18 protein-coding genes and 1 pseudogene are annotated in these 19,168 nt (G+C 36.5%); 15 read left to right on the forward strand and 4 right to left on the reverse strand.

The genetic code is table 11. From position 1 onward, the window contains the following. Window position 1 precedes the first annotated feature (1 nt). The 5 genes from ACSSV9_RS08375 (at window position 2) to ACSSV9_RS08395 (ending at window position 5,803) form a co-directional block, all read left to right on the forward strand. Complete coding sequence (locus ACSSV9_RS08375) at window positions 2–1,501, forward strand: sigma-54 interaction domain-containing protein (RefSeq protein WP_437346795.1); 1,500 nt, start codon at window positions 2–4, stop codon at window positions 1,499–1,501. Next, complete coding sequence (locus ACSSV9_RS08380; protein ID WP_437346796.1) at window positions 1,491–3,041, forward strand: serine/threonine-protein kinase; 1,551 nt, start codon at window positions 1,491–1,493, stop codon at window positions 3,039–3,041. Before ACSSV9_RS08375 ends, ACSSV9_RS08380 begins: the two co-directional genes overlap by 11 nt. A 45-nt stretch (window positions 3,042–3,086) precedes the next feature. Beyond that, window positions 3,087–4,373, forward strand: coding sequence for a T9SS type A sorting domain-containing protein (locus ACSSV9_RS08385; protein WP_437346797.1), 1,287 nt, complete (start codon window positions 3,087–3,089; stop codon window positions 4,371–4,373). Then, the gene (locus ACSSV9_RS08390; RefSeq protein WP_437346798.1) at window positions 4,370–5,167 is read left to right on the forward strand and encodes a hypothetical protein; all 798 of its coding nucleotides are present in this window, start codon (window positions 4,370–4,372) and stop codon (window positions 5,165–5,167) included. Before ACSSV9_RS08385 ends, ACSSV9_RS08390 begins: the two co-directional genes overlap by 4 nt. Before the next feature lie 261 nt (window positions 5,168–5,428). Further along, complete coding sequence (locus ACSSV9_RS08395) at window positions 5,429–5,803, forward strand: STAS domain-containing protein (protein WP_437346799.1); 375 nt, start codon at window positions 5,429–5,431, stop codon at window positions 5,801–5,803. Here the strand turns inward: ACSSV9_RS08395 and ACSSV9_RS08400 are convergent. Next, a complete protein-coding gene (locus ACSSV9_RS08400; protein WP_437346800.1) occupies window positions 5,796–7,007 on the reverse strand; it encodes a peptidase U32 family protein in 1,212 nt (403 codons plus the stop codon). The genes ACSSV9_RS08395 and ACSSV9_RS08400 overlap by 8 nt on opposite strands. 92 nt (window positions 7,008–7,099) lie before the next feature. Here ACSSV9_RS08400 and ACSSV9_RS08405 point away from each other — a divergent pair, with 92 nt between their 5' ends. The 5 genes from ACSSV9_RS08405 (at window position 7,100) to ACSSV9_RS08425 (ending at window position 13,086) form a co-directional block, all read left to right on the forward strand. Next, window positions 7,100–8,242, forward strand: coding sequence for an MFS transporter (locus ACSSV9_RS08405; RefSeq protein ID WP_437346801.1), 1,143 nt, complete (start codon window positions 7,100–7,102; stop codon window positions 8,240–8,242). A gap of 68 nt (window positions 8,243–8,310) precedes the next feature. Next, a complete protein-coding gene (locus ACSSV9_RS08410; RefSeq protein ID WP_437346802.1) occupies window positions 8,311–10,200 on the forward strand; it encodes a sensor histidine kinase in 1,890 nt (629 codons plus the stop codon). A 3-nt stretch (window positions 10,201–10,203) separates the two neighbouring features. Beyond that, window positions 10,204–11,583 carry a sigma-54-dependent transcriptional regulator gene (locus tag ACSSV9_RS08415; RefSeq protein WP_437346803.1) on the forward strand — a complete coding sequence of 460 codons (1,380 nt, stop codon included), beginning with the start codon at window positions 10,204–10,206 and terminating at the stop codon, window positions 11,581–11,583. A gap of 12 nt (window positions 11,584–11,595) precedes the next feature. Continuing rightward, window positions 11,596–11,934 carry an STAS domain-containing protein gene (locus tag ACSSV9_RS08420; RefSeq protein WP_437346804.1) on the forward strand — a complete coding sequence of 113 codons (339 nt, stop codon included), beginning with the start codon at window positions 11,596–11,598 and terminating at the stop codon, window positions 11,932–11,934. A 15-nt stretch (window positions 11,935–11,949) separates the two neighbouring features. Then, entirely contained in the window at window positions 11,950–13,086 is a 1,137-nt protein-coding gene (locus ACSSV9_RS08425) for a SpoIIE family protein phosphatase (RefSeq protein ID WP_437346805.1), read from the forward strand. Here the strand turns inward: ACSSV9_RS08425 and ACSSV9_RS08430 are convergent. Continuing rightward, entirely contained in the window at window positions 13,083–14,072 is a 990-nt protein-coding gene (locus ACSSV9_RS08430; RefSeq protein WP_437346806.1) for a DUF4922 domain-containing protein, read from the reverse strand. The two genes, ACSSV9_RS08425 and ACSSV9_RS08430, sit on opposite strands and share 4 nt — an antisense overlap. Beyond that, window positions 14,059–15,534, reverse strand: a complete 1,476-nt coding sequence (locus ACSSV9_RS08435) for a glycosyltransferase family 2 protein (RefSeq protein WP_437346807.1) — start codon at window positions 15,532–15,534, stop codon at window positions 14,059–14,061. The genes ACSSV9_RS08430 and ACSSV9_RS08435 overlap by 14 nt, the downstream gene beginning before the upstream one ends. A gap of 169 nt (window positions 15,535–15,703) precedes the next feature. Between ACSSV9_RS08435 and ACSSV9_RS08440 the strand changes: the two genes are divergently transcribed. The 4 genes and pseudogenes from ACSSV9_RS08440 to ACSSV9_RS08455 all read left to right on the forward strand — a co-directional run bounded on the left by ACSSV9_RS08440 (window position 15,704) and on the right by ACSSV9_RS08455 (window position 18,124). Beyond that, on the forward strand, window positions 15,704–15,997 hold the full coding sequence (locus tag ACSSV9_RS08440) for a hypothetical protein (protein ID WP_437346808.1): 294 nt from the start codon (window positions 15,704–15,706) through the stop codon (window positions 15,995–15,997). A 237-nt stretch (window positions 15,998–16,234) separates the two neighbouring features. Continuing rightward, window positions 16,235–16,546 (forward strand): annotated as a pseudogene (locus tag ACSSV9_RS08445) (septal ring lytic transglycosylase RlpA family protein); the annotation flags it as partial. Window positions 16,547–16,628: 82 nt separating this feature from the next. Beyond that, on the forward strand, window positions 16,629–17,696 hold the full coding sequence (locus tag ACSSV9_RS08450) for a mechanosensitive ion channel family protein (RefSeq protein ID WP_437346809.1): 1,068 nt from the start codon (window positions 16,629–16,631) through the stop codon (window positions 17,694–17,696). Then, window positions 17,693–18,124, forward strand: a complete 432-nt coding sequence (locus ACSSV9_RS08455) for an RrF2 family transcriptional regulator (RefSeq protein WP_437346810.1) — start codon at window positions 17,693–17,695, stop codon at window positions 18,122–18,124. The genes ACSSV9_RS08450 and ACSSV9_RS08455 overlap by 4 nt, the downstream gene beginning before the upstream one ends. A gap of 1 nt (window position 18,125) precedes the next feature. Here the strand turns inward: ACSSV9_RS08455 and ACSSV9_RS08460 are convergent, their stop codons facing one another. Next, the gene (locus ACSSV9_RS08460; protein WP_437346811.1) at window positions 18,126–18,869 is read right to left on the reverse strand and encodes a class I SAM-dependent methyltransferase; all 744 of its coding nucleotides are present in this window, start codon (window positions 18,867–18,869) and stop codon (window positions 18,126–18,128) included. Between the two features lie 69 nt (window positions 18,870–18,938). Between ACSSV9_RS08460 and ACSSV9_RS08465 the strand changes: the two genes are divergently transcribed. Beyond that, entirely contained in the window at window positions 18,939–19,154 is a 216-nt protein-coding gene (locus tag ACSSV9_RS08465) for a Trm112 family protein (RefSeq protein ID WP_437346812.1), read from the forward strand. Window positions 19,155–19,168 lie beyond the last annotated feature (14 nt).

Raw genomic sequence — 19,168 nt, forward strand, 5'->3', positions numbered from 1 at the left:
GATGAAATTTATTCCTCAAAATATTAATTACATAAAAAACCTCGACAAAGAAGAATTTGAAGCTCTCTTTCAGTTCAGTCAGATATTAAATTCATCAGCAGGACAGGATTCTCTAATTGAAGATGCAATGGACATTGTCATTAACATTATAAATGCAGAGAGAGGACTTTTCGTAAAGTACAACGAAGCAGAGAATAATTTTTCGATTATTAGTGCGCGCAAAATATCGAATGAATCAATAACGGATTTAAATCAATTTTCCTCTGGCATACTGCAAAAAGTAATTTCTGAAAAGAAGCCGCTTTTATATCACGACGTTATGGGCGATCCGAATCTCTCACAATTTGCCAGCGTTCAGATTCATAGTATCAAATCGGTAATTGGCGTACCGATCATAAGGGACGATAAAGTCTGGGGAGTAATAATTGCAGACAGCACCAAAAATCGCCAGGAATTCACGGAAGAAAATTTGATATTTCTAAACTTCTTTTCGAATCTTCTCTCGCTGGCGCTCGATAGAATATTAAAACTCGAAGAGCTCGAGCGTGAGAATAGAATACTAATTAATAAACTCGAGTCAATTGAAGAAATTCCGGAGATGGTTGGTCAAAGCGTCGTTATGAAAAACCTCTCCCAGGTTATCCATAAAGTAGCTCAGACAGACGCAACGGTTCTAATTACAGGCGAAAGCGGCACCGGCAAAGAAGTGGCTGCAAAAGCCATACATCATCTCAGCAAAAGAAAAGACTTTCCGTTTCTTGCACAATTCTGCGGTTCAATACCCGACAGTCTACTGGAAAGCGAACTTTTTGGTTATAAAAAAGGCGCATTTACAGGCGCCACTACAGACAAGCAGGGCTTGCTCGAAGCTGCAGATAACGGCACTTTTTTTCTCGACGAAATTGCCGACATATCGACTGCTCTTCAAGCAAAGTTGCTAAGAGTTCTTGAGAACAAAGAAATTATTAGATTGGGCGACACAAAAGTTAAAAAAGTGAACGTCAGAATAATTGCTGCAACAAATAAAGATCTCTCTGCACTTGTAAAAGAAGGTAGATTTCGTGAAGACCTTTATTACCGTCTCAATGTATTTCCAATCGTTATGCCTCCTCTAAGAGAAAGGCGGGAAGATATCCCACTTCTGGCAACTCACTTTATCAAAAAAATTGCAGGGAAAAATATTCCGATTGAACCTGCTGCCGTAAAAAAACTCGAAAATTATTATTGGCCAGGAAATATTCGACAGCTAATTAATGTAATTCAACGTGCGGTTATTTTATGCGATTCACAAAAAATTACCGCTGACCATATAATTCTTGAAGGCACTCAGGAATTAATGGACTTCAAAGGCACCCTGCGTGATTTTGAAATGATGCTGCTAAAAAAACGACTCGAAGAATTTAACGGCAATAGAACTCTCACTGCAAAATCTCTCGGAGTTTCAGTACGCTGGATTCAATTGAAACTGAAAGAGATGGAACAAAAAGTTGATGAGCGGTAAATCGGAAATAATGTTCGAGAAGTTCGAAATTTTAGAAGTTCTCAAAAAAGATGAACATGCCGGGGTCTATCTCGCAAATCATATCTATTTGAGCAAAAAAATTATACTCAAAGTCTTAAACACAGCTAAGATTTCAGACCCTTCTTTGCTCGAGCGTTTCAAAAGAGAAGCCAAATTGCTTGCCAGGCTCGACCATCCCAATATTATCAAAGTTCTCGACTTTGGCACCTCCAAAGAATTTTTTTATATCTCTTTTGAGTATATAGAAGGCACAAGTCTTCGAAATATTTTACAGGAATCGACATTAAGCAAAGACGACAAAAAAAAGCTAACTATCCAGCTCTTCAAAGCCTTAAATTTTGCACACAAAAATCGTATTATTCATCGCGATATTAAACCAGAAAACATATTCGTCGATAAAAATCTAAACCTGAAACTTGGAGACTTCGGCCTTGCGCTTTCAGCTGATGACAATTTTGTTACGAGTCCCTACTCAATTGTAGGTACACCCAGTTACATGTCGCCCGAACAGGTATCGGGTTCTCAATTGACACACAAAAGCGACCTATTTTCTGCTGGTGTTGTTATATATGAGTTATTTACCGGCAAAAATCCTTTCCTCAGAGAAAACGTTACGCTTACATTAAACGAAATAATGTCTTTCAATGAGAATAGCATCAAAGAAAATCTCGAAGGATTAGATGATGATATAAAGGATATTTTGACGGGACTTTTGAAAAAAAAACCTGCAGCACGAATCGATTCGGCCGAAGACGTCTTAGAAAAGCTCAATGCAAAAGAAGAAGGCGGCGACCTCGATAAACTCGAAAATAAAGTCAAAAAGAAATACGGCATAATCATTCCATTATTCGTACTGCTAATTTTAGTTATTGCCATTACAATTATTGTAAAAGATGATAAACACTCAGAAATTAATCTCCCCAGTAACGAAGTGGATACGGAATTTACCGCACCGAGCAAAACAAATAACAAAACGGGAAATATCGTTTCCGAAGAGAAACCCACATTAATTGATGATCAAAATCTGACAAATAAAACAGATGAACTAAACATTCCTGCCGAAGTTCAAAAACAAGCATCGATTGAAGACGTGGGCGAAGGCGGACTTTTTGTTGAATGTTTCCCCTGGGCTGATGTTTATATTGATGGCGAAAAAATAGAAACCACTCCCTTAAAGAAACCTTTGACTTTATCAGCTGGCGAACACACTTTGAAGTTAGTTCATCCCGATTACCCGATCTATTCAGAAATATTGAAAATCGAGAAAAATAAGCTTACGAACTTGAAAATATCGCTGGAATCGTTACTTGGTTTCCTTGATATTAAAGTAAACCCGTGGGGCAATATCTACATCAATGGAAATTATAAAGGTCAAACGCCACTAAAAGAATATATCAGGGTAAATCCCGGATTTATGAGATTGAAAATTACAAATCCTAATTTTAAGGATGTTGACACCACTGTTTATGTAGGACAGGGAGACTCTCTCAAGTTGAAATTTAATCTAGCTACAAAATAGCTGGTATAATAATTGATTGAAATATTTTTTTAAACAAGGTCACATATGAAAAAATTAGTACTTTTAATAATCATATTAACAGAGCCAATTTTTAGTCAGTACTATCAGTGGCAAATAATAACGGGACATGACATGCCTAACCCCGTATCGGGAGGACAGGTGGTATTCGACACAACCACTAATAACAATCAATATTTTTACCTTCTTGGTGGACGGGACAGTGATGGTAAGCCTGTAGATTGGATTCAGGAATACGATGTACTTAACGGCAAGTGGAAAATGGCAGGTCGTATGGATCAACCCCGCTCCGAATTTGTAGCTGATATTTGGGGAAATTCGATTTATTATTTCGGAGGAGCTGCCGAAACTTCTCGGGTTGTTAATAATATTAATTCCTGGAACTTCAAGTCTTATCCCACAGAACCAATTGACTACGACACGTCAATAATTTTTGCACGTCGCTATTCTACCGGACACATAAAAGACGACGAACTTTATATAATTGGAGGCAATCCAATTACGAGCATCGATGTACAGCTACCTTATATCGTAGGCTACGACTTGAAAAATAAGAAAATCAACTTTACTTACGATACTATTAGCACAAGCTTACCCGAACAACACATGACGGTTCTTTACAATAAATACATTTACATTTTTGGTGGAATACTTCACGGTGCACTAAAGCAAATAAGCCGGCTTGACCTGGAGACAAAAGAATTTGTAATACTTAAAGAAGTATTGCAAAGTCCAAGAGCCGGTGGTATTGCAATCTATAATCGTTTTTTGAAAAAGGCTCTAATTATAGGTGGATACAACGAGTCCGAAAAAGCTCTTAGCAAAGTTGAAGCTGTCGAATTTCTTTCTGGCGGTTCGATTCTAATTTCCCAATTTCCTTCGTTAAAAATACCACGTCGTTACCCGATGGCTGTTAATTACTATGGCACCGTATTGGTATTTGGAGGAATAGATCCGCAAGGCAATATCGTTCCTCAAATCGAAAAACTCGTTAACAGTCCAACTACCGTTAATCAAGACGAAAATCCTCTCCCTTACAAAAATACTTTGCTACAAAACTACCCAAATCCATTTAATCCCGAGACAAATATCACGTTTGAACTTGCGAAAAGTTCGTATATTTCACTCGATATTTATTCTTCCACAGGCGAACATGTTATTAATTTGAAAAAAGGAGAATTAAATGCTGGCCAATACAATTTAATATGGAGTGGCGTCGATAAGTACGGCAATAAAATGGGCTCAGGCATTTACTTACTTCGTTTAACCGGCGACGACTTTCATCTATCAAGAAAAATTGTCCTTATGAAATGAAATCAAAATTCTTCTTAACCATATTATTTATTTTCACGTCCTCGTCTCTTTTTGCACAAGTAATCTCATATGATAACGTTAAAAAAGAATTCAATTCTTTTGAGTATGAAAAAGTAATAGAGCTTTCCGATTCCTTATTGAAAAACAAAAATAATTTGCAGGACTCGTTATTGATCGACATTTATCTGATGAGAGCTGTTTCATTCTACTCCATTGCACGCGAAGATTCCGCAGCCAGAAACTTTGAGGCAATCTTAAAAATCAATCCTGCTTATTCACCCGATCCTTTAATTATATCTCCAAAGCTAATATCTCTTTTCGATCAGGTTAAGTTGAATTTTACTCCGCCTAAAATTGAGCAGTCCGATACAACCGTTACAAATTATCAAAATGAAATTAAGGATGTAAAGCCTACACAAAATTTAATGCAATTAAAAAACATGATATTGCCTGGCTGGGGTTATCTCTCAAATGGCTTTTCTACAAAGGGAATTATTTTGAGTTCAGCTTCCTTATTAAATCTCGCAGGTATGATTTATTTTATTTACGAGACCAATCAAAAAGAAAAAAGTTATCTTAACGAAACAAATAAGAACTTAATACCCGCACGCTACGACGAGTATAACAACGCTTATAAGGTACGTAATGCATTAATAATTTCTTATGCGGCGTTGTGGATTTACAGCCAGATCGACTTGTTATTTTTCAATACTCATAACGAAACCATCGAAAAAAAAATATCCTACGATTTTAAGACTAACACAATTCTTTGGGGAATCAGCTACGGATTTTGAGCAATCCCACGCATATTTTTCTTCGACTGCGAATTTTATTCGTACAGTATTTACTCTTAACCACCAATAAAACACGATGCTGAGCTACGGCATAAATTTTGTTTTTCATAAAAAGCACACAAACAAACTTACCCAATTAATATTGGGCTCCGTCCTTAATGGGTGAAGGTTTTTACCTTCACCTTTTTTTATTGCAATATCAATAATTCTATTCAGTTTACGTAAATTTCACTATATTTATCGTAAAAAATATCTGTTGTTATGGAATTTAAATCTGAAAAGTACGAAGATGTAACAGTCATATATGTATATCTAAAAAGAGCGACGCTGGCAAAGGCAGTTAAATTTAAAGAGTTTGTGACAGAGTTAATTGATCAGGATAGCAAAAAGGTAATCATCGATTTGACATTATGTGAGTATATTGATTCGACTTTCCTTGGAGCAATGGTTTCGTTATTGAAAAAAATCAACTCGATTCAGGGGGATTTAAGGTTGGTCTATAACAAAGAAGCTCCTTCGCTTGTTTTCGTCGTAACACGTATGGACAAGGTATTCAAGATTTTCGACACTCTCGACGAAGCACTCAATAGTTTCGGAATCAAAAGGACGAAACCGGGTCTCGACTGGATCAATTAGTCCTGACTATTTTATAGACCTTATCGTTTTCTCTAACCTTTTCCTCGCAATAAATTGTAATATCGTCACCTTTGGCAGCTCGATTGATTGGTTTATCGTCCTTTAGCATCGAATTAATCTCAAGTTCTACCACTCCCGTTGTATTTCCGATTATGTATAATTTGTCTCCAGGTTCCAATTGCTCAGCGTCTATAAAAATGTGTGCAACTTTATTTTTATTGTAATAATTAATTACTCTGCCTACAAATTTTTTTCGGGTAGTAGCCAGGTTGCCATAAGCTTCGGCATAATCCTTTGAGGTTGGTGTTCCGAGATAAAATCCGCTGGAGAATCCTCTATTATATACTTCGGATAATTTGCTTTTTAAATCGGTTTTAATCTCCTCGTCCAGCTTATTTTCGTAGTAGAGGTCGATGGCTTTTCTATATGCAGAGACAACGTTATAAATATATTCCGGACTTCTTTTTCTGCCTTCAATTTTGAAGGCATCGATACCTGCTTCTATTAAAAGTTCTATAAAATCGATTGTACAGAGGTCTTTAGGAGAAAGGACATAATTTTCGCCGAGAATCATAGAAAATTTTTCGTCGCTGTCTTTAATTTCATATTCCCGTCTGCAGGGTTGGAGACATTCGCCTCGATTGGCGCTTTTATTAAAGACTTCATGACTCATAAAGCAGCGTCCACTTATTGCGATACACATGGCGCCGTGAATAAAAGCTTCGATTTCAATGTCGACTTTGTTTTTAATTTCCTTGACTTGTTCCAGCGAACATTCTCTTGCAAGTACAATTCGTTTTGCGCCTAATTGTCGAAAGAACTCTGCACTTACAGAATTTGAAACCGAAGCCTGAGTGCTTATACAAAATGGGACATTATATTTTTTGCATAATTGAATTACAGCAAAATCCCACCCGATAATGAGATCTACTCCAGCTTCTTTAGCTCTTTTAACTATCATTTCGAGTTCGTTGAGTTCATTCTCATAAACGATAGTGTTAAGAGTCAGGTGAACATCAACGTTGTTATTTTTACAATGTTTAACAATTTCCGGTAATTCCTCCAGTTCAAAATTTTTTGCCAGTGCGCGCATATTTAAGCTTTCCACTCCAAGATAAATGGCATTTGCGCCTGCCTTAATTGCGGCATTGAGCATACTCCAGTCTCCGGCAGGGGCAAGTAACTCGGGCTTTTTATTCGCCATTTTTGTTCCTTTCAATCTTTGTGTGCAAAATTATACAATTATTATCCATTAATCTATTCTTCGTATTTTTGCCGTATAATACGGATTTTTTTATGCACAAAAATCTTTATCTGGCACTGGCAGGAATTGCAATTGGCGGAATTGGATTCGGATTAATTAATCCGGTCACAGTTATACTTCTGGAAAAATCCAAAACTCCTGCTCTTTTAACCGGCATTGTTACGACAGCTGGTTATATCAGCATTGTACTCTTTTCTCCTCTTGCGGGAAAACTTCTTAAAAAGTATCAAATCAGGAATGTCGTTCTAATTGGATTTTTTATCTGGGCATTGGGTGCACTTGCACACATTTTCTGGCGCTACTATCCTTTGTTGCTAACGGTTAAATTTATTATGGGACTTGGAGGTACCATAATTTTTGTTTCGACAGAATTCATAATTAATTTTTACAGCGACGATTCCAACCGCGGGAAAAACACTGGCATTTACGTTGTTCTCTTATCTATCGGAATTGCTATAGGAACTCTTTTAATATGGACCCTAAAAATTTCCGATTGGGTGCCATTTGTTATCGGTTCTACAGTAATGTTCATCGTCTGGTTTTTATATTTTTTGTTTTTTGACAGTTTTCATTTCACAAACTCCAATTCCAAGAATGATAAAATGCGCCTTAGTGATATGCCTGTAATTAGTTTAATTTCTTCTGCCGTTTATGGAATTATGGAATCATCACTGGTATTGGTTATACCAATTTATGGATTGAGAAGTATGTACGACACAACAGATGTATCGTCTTTTCTTACTTCTTTCGTTATTGGTGGTATTATCCTCCTTTATCTTATCGGTTATATGGCCGACAAGATTAACAAAAGAAAACTTCTCTCTGCCATTTCAGTCATATTAGCCATCCTTTTCTTGCTTCCACTTTTCCAAGCGAATTTTATTTACTTAATACTTCTGTTTTTTTTAATAGGGGGGATTGTGCCTGCATATTACACTATTGGACTTAATTACACTATGGAAAAAGTTGACAGGGATTTCATTGCTGAAGCTAACGGATACTATGTGATGTTTTATGGTATCGGTACAATTGCAGGTCCGATTATCGGTTCAATCATGATTGATCTCGAAACAAGAATTGCTTACTGGGTTTTCGCATCGCTTCTAAGTTTGTCCTACTGGCTTATTTTATATCGTGAAAAGAATACTAAACGTAATACCTTTTCTTCTAATTAGCAAAAAATGTGTTTTTAAATAAAAATAAATTTATTTTATAACGTTCATAATAATTTTTTAAAAAGTTAATGGCAAAAACACGGTTCGAAAAATATACTGAAAATATGGATCTGCCGGCTCTCGAGATTATTGAAGACGTCGAAAATTTGTTCGTATCAAAAAAGCTGAAGAGCCTTCTGGGAATTCGCAAGGAACCGACAAAAGAATTCTTTGATTCAGACAAATTTTATGACGAAAAAGGCAAAAAGCTCACCTTTGAAAAACTGCCGTTTATCAAAGCCTTTAAGAATAGAAAAAGTAGACTAAACGAATCTTTAATCTATAAAAACGGAAATATTGAAAAATCTTTTTATATCGACTCGATTTTTCTTGACGGTAAAATGCCATCTAGACTTCTAACTATTTTCCGGGAAACAGCCAGCTCTGACGCCAACGACACTTTGCGGGAAGCGGTTGATAATCTAAACGCCGTTGTCTATTCGACAAATTATGACGGTAGCGAATACTATTATATCAGCAGTGCAGTTAGAATGATTTTCGGTTTTACACCTCAGGAAATTTATGAAAATAAATTTTTGATTCTGCGAACTATCAAAAAAGAACATTTTGCCAGATTCAAAGAATTTATCGATACACTTCGCAGTGGCGATAATGCTTGTGTTGAATATCAAATGAAAGACCGTTACGGAAAAGAGCACTGGGTACGTCATAACGGTATACCGATTATACGCAAAGGCAAAGTGGAAAAAATTATCGGCATGATAATCGACATAACAGAAGAAAAGATTAATCAGCTCAAACTCGAAAATTCGGAAGAAAAGTTAAGAGTACTCGTCGATACGGCCGACGATTTAATTTTTATTCTAAATGGCTTTGGTTATATCAGTACAATCAACAAAAATGGCTCCAAAACTCTCGGTTTTTCTCCGCAGGAAATGACAGGCAAACATATACTTGAGTTTATACACAAAGACAACGAGTTTATTGTAGCCGACGCATTTTCAAAACTGATCGATTCGCGCGACAAAGTATTATTCGAAGTTGAGTTCGTGGATAGGTACGGCAATCCAATAATATTCGAAGTTCATGCAAAACCTTTGATAATCGACAACGAAGTGGCGGGAATAGTCTGCGTCGGAAGAAACATTTCGGCACGTAAAGCCGATGAAAAGAAAATTAAAGAGCTCAATTCAAAATTGATAGAAGCCAATAGAATAATTTCCATCGAACGCGAAAGAGCCAAGCAAAAAATTAATGTACTGGAAGAAGTTAGTAAACTTAAGAGTGAATTCATTTCGAATATATCGCACGAATTAAGAACTCCTCTGGCTTCAATAGTTGGCTTTGCTGAAACAATATCTACCGACAGCGAACTTCCTCCCGAAACCATTCGTGAATTCAGCAATATTATCCTTACCGAAGGGAAAAGATTGGCAAAATTGATTAATGACGTACTCGATTTTTCAAAGCTCGAATCTGGAGAAGAAAAATTAAATAAAGAAGAATTTGAATTATTGGAAGCCCTTAATGATTTGCTTGCTACGTATAACGAACAAATCAGCGCAAAGGAATTAAGTTTGTCAACCCGCTTCCCGGCAGATAAAGTCATTATTTATGCCGACAAGAATCGACTTATGCAGGCAATTGGAAATTTGATATCAAATTCGATCAAATTTACTCCTCAAAATGGTAGAATATCTGTTTTCGTAGAAAATTTCGACAGGGAAATTGAAATTGCCGTTACAGACACAGGCGTTGGTATTCCGGAGAAAGAAATCCCTAAATTATTCCAGAAATTCTCGAAAATTTACCGACAGGGAATGCTTCAGCCGGGTGCCGGATTTGGTCTTGCTCTGGTAAAGCAAATTGTGGACCTTCACAAAGGGGTTATCCGTGTAATTAGTCAGGAAAACAAAGGCTCCACTTTTATTATAAGACTACCCAAGAAGAAAGACTGAGTTATGGAGAAAACCATATATATAGTTGACGACGAAGAGTCGATACTAAAAATGTTGACGCACTGGTGTAAAAATCAGTGGGGATACAATGTAAAGACATTTACGAATGGAAAGGATTTTCTAAATTCATTAAAGGAAAATCCTGACCTTGTTCTGCTCGATATTATGCTACCCGATATAAACGGTAACGAGATATTATCCCAAATAAAGGCTTACGAATCGAGTTTGCCGGTAATTATGTTGTCTGCGCAAGGGAGCGTGCAGGTGGCCATCGAATCGATCCGTCTGGGTGCGTTCGATTATTTCCCGAAACCAATTGATAAAAACCGTCTTGAATCAGCAATTCGCAATGCCATAAAAAATTATGACCTCGAACGAGAGCTAAAGAATCTTAAAGAGGATATAAGAAAAGAATTCAGCTTCGACAACATTATTTCGGCCGATAAAAAAATGCAGGAAGCATTTAGAATGGTTTCCAAAGTCCTGCATAACGATATTACCGTACTAATTCAAGGCGAAAGTGGAACGGGCAAAGAATTGATTGCGCGTGCAATTCATTACAATGGCAACAGAAAGGATGCCCCATTTGTTGTAGTCAATTGCGCTTCGATACCGAGAGAATTACTCGAAAGCGAACTCTTTGGCCACGAAAAAGGTGCATTTACAGGCGCACACCAAAGAAAAATCGGAAAATTCGAACTTGCTAACGGCGGAACTATATTCCTGGATGAAATTGGGGAAATGGATATTGCTCTACAGGCAAAAATTCTGCGCGTTATTCAAGAAAAAGAATTCGAACGAGTTGGTGGCAACGAGATTATTAAAACCGATGTAAGAATTATTTCTGCCACGAATCGAGACTTGCGCGAATGTGTCGAAAAGAAATTATTCAGGGAAGATCTTTATTATCGCCTCAGTTCTTTTCCTATCAACATTCCACCACTCCGTGAAAGACGTGGCGATATTGTAGTACTAATCGATCACTTTATCAAAAAGAACAATGAAAAGTTAGGAAAAAATATTAAGGGTGTTACCAAAAAAGCACTTAAGCTTCTTTACGATTATGACTGGCCGGGCAATGTACGCGAACTCGAAAATACAATTGAACGATGCATAATACTTACCGAAGGAGATTATATCGACATTGATGTATTGCCAACTTCAATTACATCGGGTGAAGTCAAAGCCACACTGCCTTCAAACGGAATTTTATTCGACGACAATTCGCCCATAATTCCTCTCGAAAAATTAAAAGAAGAGGCTATAATACACGCTTTGAAGGTTACTGATGGCAATATAGTTGAAGCCTCGAAAAAATTAAAAATAGGTAGAGCCACTCTCTACCGTTTAATGGAAAAATATAATATCGATTATAAAAAATAATTGGGGTCGATTATGAACATTCAAGAAAGAACATTCGATGATGTTGTGGCAATTAAACTCGACACTGACAGAGCAACAATTAAAGAAGCAGAACAGATAAAAAAAACAATCTACTCAAAAATAGAACAGGGTTTACAAAAAGTGATTATTGACCTCAGCAGAGTAGACTTCATCGATTCTACTTTTCTGGGGGCACTGGTGAGCGGATTAAAAAGAGCAATCAATCAGAGCGGTGACCTGAAACTTGTTGGTTTAAGACCGAACGTGCGTGCTATGTTTGAACTTACACGTTTGCATAGAGTTTTCGAAGTCTATCCAGATATAAACTCTGCAATCAACAGTTTTAAATAAACGGAATTGGAGAATATGGCTGTTTCATCATCAAACAAAATATTGCTAGTAGAAGACGAACCAAACATTGCCAGATTGTTTATTCATAATTTAACTAAAGCAGGTTTTGAATGTGTGCACGCCGAAAATGGAAAAGTAGCTCTCGAAAAGATCGACGAAGTTCAACCCGTATTAATTATTAGCGACATAATGATGCCCGTCATGGACGGTTTTGAATTTCGAAAAGAACTATTAAACAATCCCGAATACAAATCGATTCCTTTTATATTTCTTACCGCCAAAAGCGGCGAGGAAGATATGCTTTTAGGGTACGACCTGGAAATAGAAGACTACATTGTAAAGACATCCAGCCCTAAGATTGTTATTGCCAAAGTATCTGCCATACTAAAGAGTCTCGAAAAAGAGAGAGAAAAAGTTGTATACGAAGTGCAGAAAGCTGCCGATTCGATGGCGGCAAAAGTTGTTCCTGAAACACCTCCTCAATTTAGCGGACTCAAAATACTTCAATGGCATGCACCTTTTAAGAACGTCCCCGGCGGTGATTTTATTGATTATATTAAAATTAATGACGACAGCATTGCTGTTATAATGGGAGACGTTATGGGAAAGCGGTGGGGTGCATGGTACTTTGCCGTCGCATATGCCGGCTATGTTAGAACTGCCGCAAGAATGGTTCTTGAATCTGCAGCTGAGTTAAATCCCGACATCATTCTCCAGCGCATCAACGAGTCGGTTTACAAAGACGAACGTATTTCGGAAGTATTCATTACGCTCTCAGTTGTAATTATCGACACGAAGAATAAAATTGCAAAATATTCTGGCGCAGGCGACCTCCCGATTATCTACCGCTCGGGTAGCAGTGCGGAATTTATCGAGTCAGCAGGGCTTTTACTTGGTTTCAATCCCGATGGACAATACTCGAACAAAATCATTAATATCAAAAGCGGCGACGAAATAATTCTTTTTACTGACGGTATTACGGAATCCAGAAATAAAGAAGGCGAAATATTTGGCAATGATCGTCTTCTTGACTTCATTAGCAATTTAAAACCGGATGACGATACTGCCGATTTATTACGCGAAGAACTATTAAAATTTACGGACAATGAACTTGAAGACGACGTCAGTCTTATTGCAATAAAGATTCTCTAAAAGCGTATAAAATTATCGTATAACTTCTTTTTAAGAAATTCGTAATATTCTTTCGTGAACGAAACCTGCTTATAAATATCGATCAATTTATCGCGGTCGATTTTATCGAAATCCTCCTTTCGGGGAACAATAATTAATCCGGAGATATCCAGTGCTGCGGGGCTTACAAGCAATTCGCCGGTATAAAATTCCTTAGGACGATGCGCTCTACGCGGAAAAATAAACAAACTCCACTTATTTCCTTCGTATGTAGATACAATATTTATCAAAGGCTCTTCTTTAGGTTCATAAATTTTCTTAAGTGAATTAAGAATAACTCTGAAAGATTTCAATATTTCATCTTTATATTCAGTTACTAATATGATTGGTTTTGTGGGATACGTCTCGGCAGCAAAAATTGAGAGCCGCGGTTTCTCAATCTTAAAATTTCTCGAATCGGCAATTATCTTTTTAAAATCTTCCTCAAGCGGCATTTTCTTTTTTTCGATCGCCTGAAAATGCATATGGTCGGGCGCCGATGCTCCACATTTTGGCCCATTATAAAAAAGCGTAAAATATTTACTCATCTGACGCGTTAAATCGAGTAAGTCCTCTATGTTACCCACAATCTGTTGAGGCATGTGTTTTAGTTTTACAATCGTAAAATGTTTACTGGCGACAGGGTAAGGATTGCAGAGCAAGTTGAATTTCTTGTTATAAATAATTCCACTCTGCTGCTCGGGAAGATTTTCTTTACAAAGAAAACATTTTCTGTTTTTTATTCCGGAATCGGATATATCCGCCATCGTCGATTTGATTCGTCCGGGATTATATTGTACTATAAACTTATAATCCTCAAAACGAATTTCCTTGTTAATTACGCCGGCAAGCTTATCATAATTCGTTTTTAATAATTCCCATTCTACCAGTTGTCTTCCCAGTAGCTTAACAGCATCTTCAGCAAGCTGGAAATCGTTTTTATCTGCAAGAATTTTATTCACCAGCATATTTATTTAATTTTTGTCTTTCGATTATTTCTTTAGTTCTGAGTGAATCTTTATAGTAATTATTATTATTAATTTTTTCCTGAGAAAGGTCAGCATCCGAATTACCTGCCCACCTGCGACAGATGTAAATGGGTTCATAAATTCTTGAAATTTTATAAGTGCGTGAAATTGTAATGCCGAGGTAATAATCTTCGCCGTAACTGACGTTGGGAATTTCAATCTTTCGCAACACCGATGTATAAAAAGCACGTGGTGCACCCAGTCCATTTATTCGCAATGCATTGTTGACTCCGTTCTGATCAGTCCACTCACGATGATCTACAATGCCCGGTGGAATTTCGTTGAGATTAAAATCGGTCAATTTGTAAGAACCGATTACCATCGCTGATCCGTCCTCGTAAAATTTTTTCATAATTTTAGCCAGTGCGTATTTATCATAGTAAAGGTCGTCACTATCGAGCTGGACTGCAAACCTGCCACAATAGCTACTCCTTACAGCATAATTCCAGCAGCCGCCAATCTGTAAGTTTTTTTCTTCTGGAATAAGGTGTATAAGTTTTTGATTTGTTGCGGCAATCTGTTTGAGTATATCGGTAGTCCCGTCGTCGGAATAATTATCGACTACTATAACATTAAACTCAAAATCTGTTTTTTGATTCAGCGCTGAATTAACGGCCGCTTCGATTGTCTTTGCTCTGTTTTTAACTGGAATAATTACAGAAGCTTCGACTGGAAAACTTTCTTCTACTTTTTTGAAATCAAATAATTTTTTAGTCGGTGTAATATACGCTCCGATTCTTTTGAGATGTTCCGTAGCAACTTTTTCGTATTCTAATTGAAGTGTCCTTCTATTCGAAGCTACATATTTGAAATGCTCTTCCATATCGTCTTTTCTATATTCCACATCTGCAGAATAGAGATATTCATCAATATGAATTAAATTCGATACCTCGGATATTCTCAGGCGCATATCATAAAATCCAGAATATAAATAATTTTCTTCCATCTCCGAAGCAATACTTTTGATCAATTCTCCGTTAAGAATCATTACAAAACCAAAGTCGAAATCGTCCCGAATGCTGCCCAATTGATAAGGTATCAACGGATGTTTAGATTTTTTACGTGTCGCACAGTCATATTCCACAAAGTTCGAATAAACAATACCAGCATTATGATTATCTAAATTACTAATTAACTTTTTCAGAGCTTCGTCGTAAAAATTTATTCTTTTGATTTTTTTGTTTTCATATTCGCTGATCCACAATACTATTTTATTCGATATTGCTTCTGCAGTTTTTTTTATCGCTCTAGACGAATAAGGATTTTCGTCAACAATATTTACCACATTTTTTCCTTGCACTTCGGTACCGAGGGAAATGAATTCTACCATTCCATCAGGAAAATTATTTTTCAGGTTGTCTATTACCAGTTCCGATAGACTTTGTAAAACAATTGATACCATTTGCTTCAATATTTTTATCAGATAATTTAATTCAAGAATACAAAATAAATTAAAATATCGAGATACTTTACATAGAAGTTAACGAGTGCTAAAGAATTTCCATTCAAAGTAATATACTTTAACTGTAAATTGAATCTTTACTTTCATTATCCTATATTTGCGTGCTACAATGAAAACAAAATTAAGAAAATACAGCTTTATTGCCATTGCAATTTTATTGATTGCTAATCATTCGGAAACAAAAGCCAAACGATATGCAGAGCCGATTGATCCCATGAGTACGATAATTGAAAATATAATTTCAGATAATACAGTAATTACATTTTCGCCCGGGATTAATTTCATCACGAACTGCAAAGCGGAATTTTCTTCCGTCACAATTCAGTATCACAATTACGTCTTCATCAAATCCACTCAAAAAGACGAGACTCAAAGAGCACTCAGAAAAAATCTGAAAATTTAATAACTCCAATATTCTATTCTGACTTTTTCTCACACAATAGTTTGTAAAACAAAACAGAGGTAATATTTGCGTATAGTTAAAACGACAATAATAATTACAGTAGCAGCATTAGTAATTGGGCTGGTAGATATAGATAGCTCGTCGGCAAGTGTAAACGACGAGGATGCAAAAGTAATTCTAAGTATCGATTCAAGTCCTTCAACTGCCAATGTAGAATACGAGCCGGTTGGCAACTGGATAGCCTCCTGGTACGGCCCAGGATTTCACGGTCGGCAGACAGCCAATGGCGAAATTTACAATCAGATGGCATTGACTGCAGCGCATAAAGAATTGCCATTCGGTACATATTTACGCGTAACAAATTTAAGAAATGGAAAAAGCGTCGTTGTTAAAATTAACGACCGCGGTCCGTATATCGAGGGACGCGATATTGATCTATCGAAAGGAGCAGCAAAGGCTCTCGGGATGATTTATCCTGGAGTAATTAAAGTTCGCATCGAAAAGTTAAAACCAAGCGAAGAAATTCTTCCCGCATACGCCCTCAACTAATCAAGTAGATAATTAGATATAGAACCCGCATTTTTTAATGCGGGTTTTTTTATATTTATTCGTCACTTTTTGTGAGGAATTAATGTTTTTTAAGAAAGAATTTTTGGGAAATACTATTGAAGATTATCTGATTGCACTCGGTGTTTTTCTCGTAATCTTTATAATAATAAGAATTATTAAGAAATTCGTACTGCAGAGATTAAAAAAACAACTTGAATCCAGTTATATTTCTAAATACAACTTCTTAAACAAAAGCATTAACAAATTTTTTGTTCCTGCGATTTATCTTGGCATCCTTTATTTAATAATTGAACGCCTGAAATTAAGCAACGACACAGAAAAAATTATCGTTTCTATCTATTTAGTATTGATTACGTATTTTGTCGTACGTTTCAGTGTTGTTGTCGTTAAGTATTTAATAGAACGATATTTTATTAAGAGCAATCGCGAATCGGATTTCAATCGCATACAACCTCTACTGGGTCTGGTCGATCTGGTCATTTGGGCTGTCGGTATAATATTTTTACTTGATAATTTCGGATTTGAAGTCTCAGCGGTAATAACCGGACTCGGCATTTCGGGCGTGGCTGTGGCCCTCGCCGCGCAAGCAATACTTGGCGACCTCTTCAGCTATTTTGTTCTCTTTTTTGATAAGCCTTTTGAAGTTGGGGACTTTATCAATTTCGAAGGTCAACTGGGAAATATTGAAAAAATTGGACTCAAAACGACAAAGATAAGAGCTCTTAGCGGCGAACAATTAATCGTTAACAATTCACGACTTACTACATCTACTGTCCACAATTTCAAAAGAATGGAAAAACGGAGAGTCGTTTTAAGAATTGGAGTGGTTTATCAAACTCCTCACGACAAATTAATAGCCATTCCGACTATGATAAAAGAAATAATCAGCCGTCACGAGCTGGTTCAGTACGATAGGGGTCATTTTGTAAGCTACGGCGATTTTAGTCTCAATTTTGAATTTGTCTATTTCATTCTCTCGCCAGAAATGGAGCTCTATCTCGACATTCAACAAAGTATCAATCTCGAAATCTTCAGACTTTTCGAGCAAGAAGGAATTGAGTTTGCTTATCCAACTCAAACTATCTTTGTCAATCAAGAAAACAGTACAAACTCGGGAAACAATCAATGACCGTCTTTTTTTCGAAGGCATGTGAACTGGGCATTCAAGCTGTACTTTATCTTTCGATAAAAAAAGAAAAAGTTGTTTTCAGTGCAGAGGAAATTTCAAAAGAACTGAAAGTACCAAAAGAATTCGTTTCGAAGGTATTACAAACTCTTACTTATAAAGGAATTGTCGGTTCGAAAAAAGGAAAAAACGGTGGTTTTTATCTTGCAAAAAGTCCGAGCAACATTTATCTCATCGATATTATAGAAGCTATCGACGGCGACAAAATTTTCAAAAGCTGCGTGCTCGGATTTCCCGGCTGCTCCGACGAAAATCCCTGCCCAGTTCACGATAAATGGGGCAAACTCAGAGACGAAGCTTACAAAATGTTTACAAAAGAAAGCCTGGCACAGCTGAAAGAAAAAACCATTAGAAAAATTCTAAGTCTTTAATTTACTTCCGACACAAAATAAACATCTCTTTATTGTTTTCAAATGGCGTCAAATTCATATCGGCATAAAATTCTATCTTCTTAAATCCAGTTTCGACAAGCAGTTTATTTATTTCATTGTTCTTATGAATATAATGAATTACAGAATGGAGCTGGTATTCATCAGGTCTTTCCATAGAAAATTCGAGTATGTTGAAGCGAGCTCTTTTTTTGCTAAAGTCGTAAAAACGTACAATTATTCTCTTTCCAGTTTTAATGCTATTAATTCTGATTGAGTTTTTAATAAAGTAATCGTAATTGAGCAGATGCACTAAAAATTTACCGCCGGGTTTCAATATGTCATAAACTCTTTTAATTCCTTCGGCAAGGTTTTTCTTGCTCAGATGAGAAATTGTATTTCCCATAGATACAACAAAATCGAATCGATTATTATAAGCCGTCGGAATCTTTTCCATTCTAAAATTTTCGCATTCAATACGAACATTGTAAAAGCTGGTTTTCTTCTTCAGTAACTCAATCATTTTATCCGATGGATCGAATGCGGTTACATTGAAACCTGATTTTGCCAGGGCAATCGAATCCAGGCCGCTGCCACAACCGATGTCGGCAACGGCGCCGTTTTTGTTGAATATCTTTTTATAAAAGTCTTCCCTCTTTTTCAAATTTGAGTCGAAAGAAATCATTTCATCATAAAAAGAAGAGATCTCATTGTAGAACTTTTCGTTATTTATAAAGGTTTCTTTCATTTCTCAAATATAACGAATTCGTTTAAGTTTCGTATCTTTGCATACTTATTTCCAAGCATTGGAGGAACAATGATTTCTAAGGAATTATTAGAAATTATCTGCTGCCCGGAATCAAAAGCCGACCTTATTCTCGACGGTGATTTTTTGGTTTCTACAGACAAAGAAACACGCAGGCGTTATCGAATTGAAAACGACATCCCAATTTTACTCGTTGAAGAGTCCGAGCAGCTCGACCTCGAAACATGGAAAGAAATAATGAAAAAACACGGAAAATCTGTCGATTAAATAAGGAAGTTTTC

Origin of the sequence: Melioribacter sulfuriphilus, from assembly GCF_051488685.1 — a bacterium.
Taxonomy (GTDB): domain Bacteria; phylum Bacteroidota; class Ignavibacteria; order Ignavibacteriales; family Melioribacteraceae; genus Melioribacter.

What these genes read in the sequence shown, in the direction of transcription:
- ACSSV9_RS08460 (WP_437346811.1), bottom strand. Translation starts at nt 18,869, where the DNA reads ATGAAAGAAACCTTTATAAATAACGAAAAGTTCTACAATGAGATCTCT.
- ACSSV9_RS08385 (WP_437346797.1), top strand. Translation starts at nt 3,087, where the DNA reads ATGAAAAAATTAGTACTTTTAATAATCATATTAACAGAGCCAATTTTT.
- ACSSV9_RS08400 (WP_437346800.1), bottom strand. Translation starts at nt 7,007, where the DNA reads ATGGCGAATAAAAAGCCCGAGTTACTTGCCCCTGCCGGAGACTGGAGT.
- ACSSV9_RS08405 (WP_437346801.1), top strand. Translation starts at nt 7,100, where the DNA reads ATGCACAAAAATCTTTATCTGGCACTGGCAGGAATTGCAATTGGCGGA.
- ACSSV9_RS08450 (WP_437346809.1), top strand. Translation starts at nt 16,629, where the DNA reads ATGTTTTTTAAGAAAGAATTTTTGGGAAATACTATTGAAGATTATCTG.
- ACSSV9_RS08415 (WP_437346803.1), top strand. Translation starts at nt 10,204, where the DNA reads ATGGAGAAAACCATATATATAGTTGACGACGAAGAGTCGATACTAAAA.
- ACSSV9_RS08455 (WP_437346810.1), top strand. Translation starts at nt 17,693, where the DNA reads ATGACCGTCTTTTTTTCGAAGGCATGTGAACTGGGCATTCAAGCTGTA.
- ACSSV9_RS08375 (WP_437346795.1), top strand. Translation starts at nt 2, where the DNA reads ATGAAATTTATTCCTCAAAATATTAATTACATAAAAAACCTCGACAAA.
- ACSSV9_RS08395 (WP_437346799.1), top strand. Translation starts at nt 5,429, where the DNA reads ATGGAATTTAAATCTGAAAAGTACGAAGATGTAACAGTCATATATGTA.
- ACSSV9_RS08410 (WP_437346802.1), top strand. Translation starts at nt 8,311, where the DNA reads ATGGCAAAAACACGGTTCGAAAAATATACTGAAAATATGGATCTGCCG.
- ACSSV9_RS08420 (WP_437346804.1), top strand. Translation starts at nt 11,596, where the DNA reads ATGAACATTCAAGAAAGAACATTCGATGATGTTGTGGCAATTAAACTC.
- ACSSV9_RS08435 (WP_437346807.1), bottom strand. Translation starts at nt 15,534, where the DNA reads ATGGTATCAATTGTTTTACAAAGTCTATCGGAACTGGTAATAGACAAC.
- ACSSV9_RS08430 (WP_437346806.1), bottom strand. Translation starts at nt 14,072, where the DNA reads ATGCTGGTGAATAAAATTCTTGCAGATAAAAACGATTTCCAGCTTGCT.
- ACSSV9_RS08425 (WP_437346805.1), top strand. Translation starts at nt 11,950, where the DNA reads ATGGCTGTTTCATCATCAAACAAAATATTGCTAGTAGAAGACGAACCA.
- ACSSV9_RS08390 (WP_437346798.1), top strand. Translation starts at nt 4,370, where the DNA reads ATGAAATCAAAATTCTTCTTAACCATATTATTTATTTTCACGTCCTCG.
- ACSSV9_RS08380 (WP_437346796.1), top strand. Translation starts at nt 1,491, where the DNA reads ATGAGCGGTAAATCGGAAATAATGTTCGAGAAGTTCGAAATTTTAGAA.
- ACSSV9_RS08465 (WP_437346812.1), top strand. Translation starts at nt 18,939, where the DNA reads ATGATTTCTAAGGAATTATTAGAAATTATCTGCTGCCCGGAATCAAAA.
- ACSSV9_RS08440 (WP_437346808.1), top strand. Translation starts at nt 15,704, where the DNA reads ATGAAAACAAAATTAAGAAAATACAGCTTTATTGCCATTGCAATTTTA.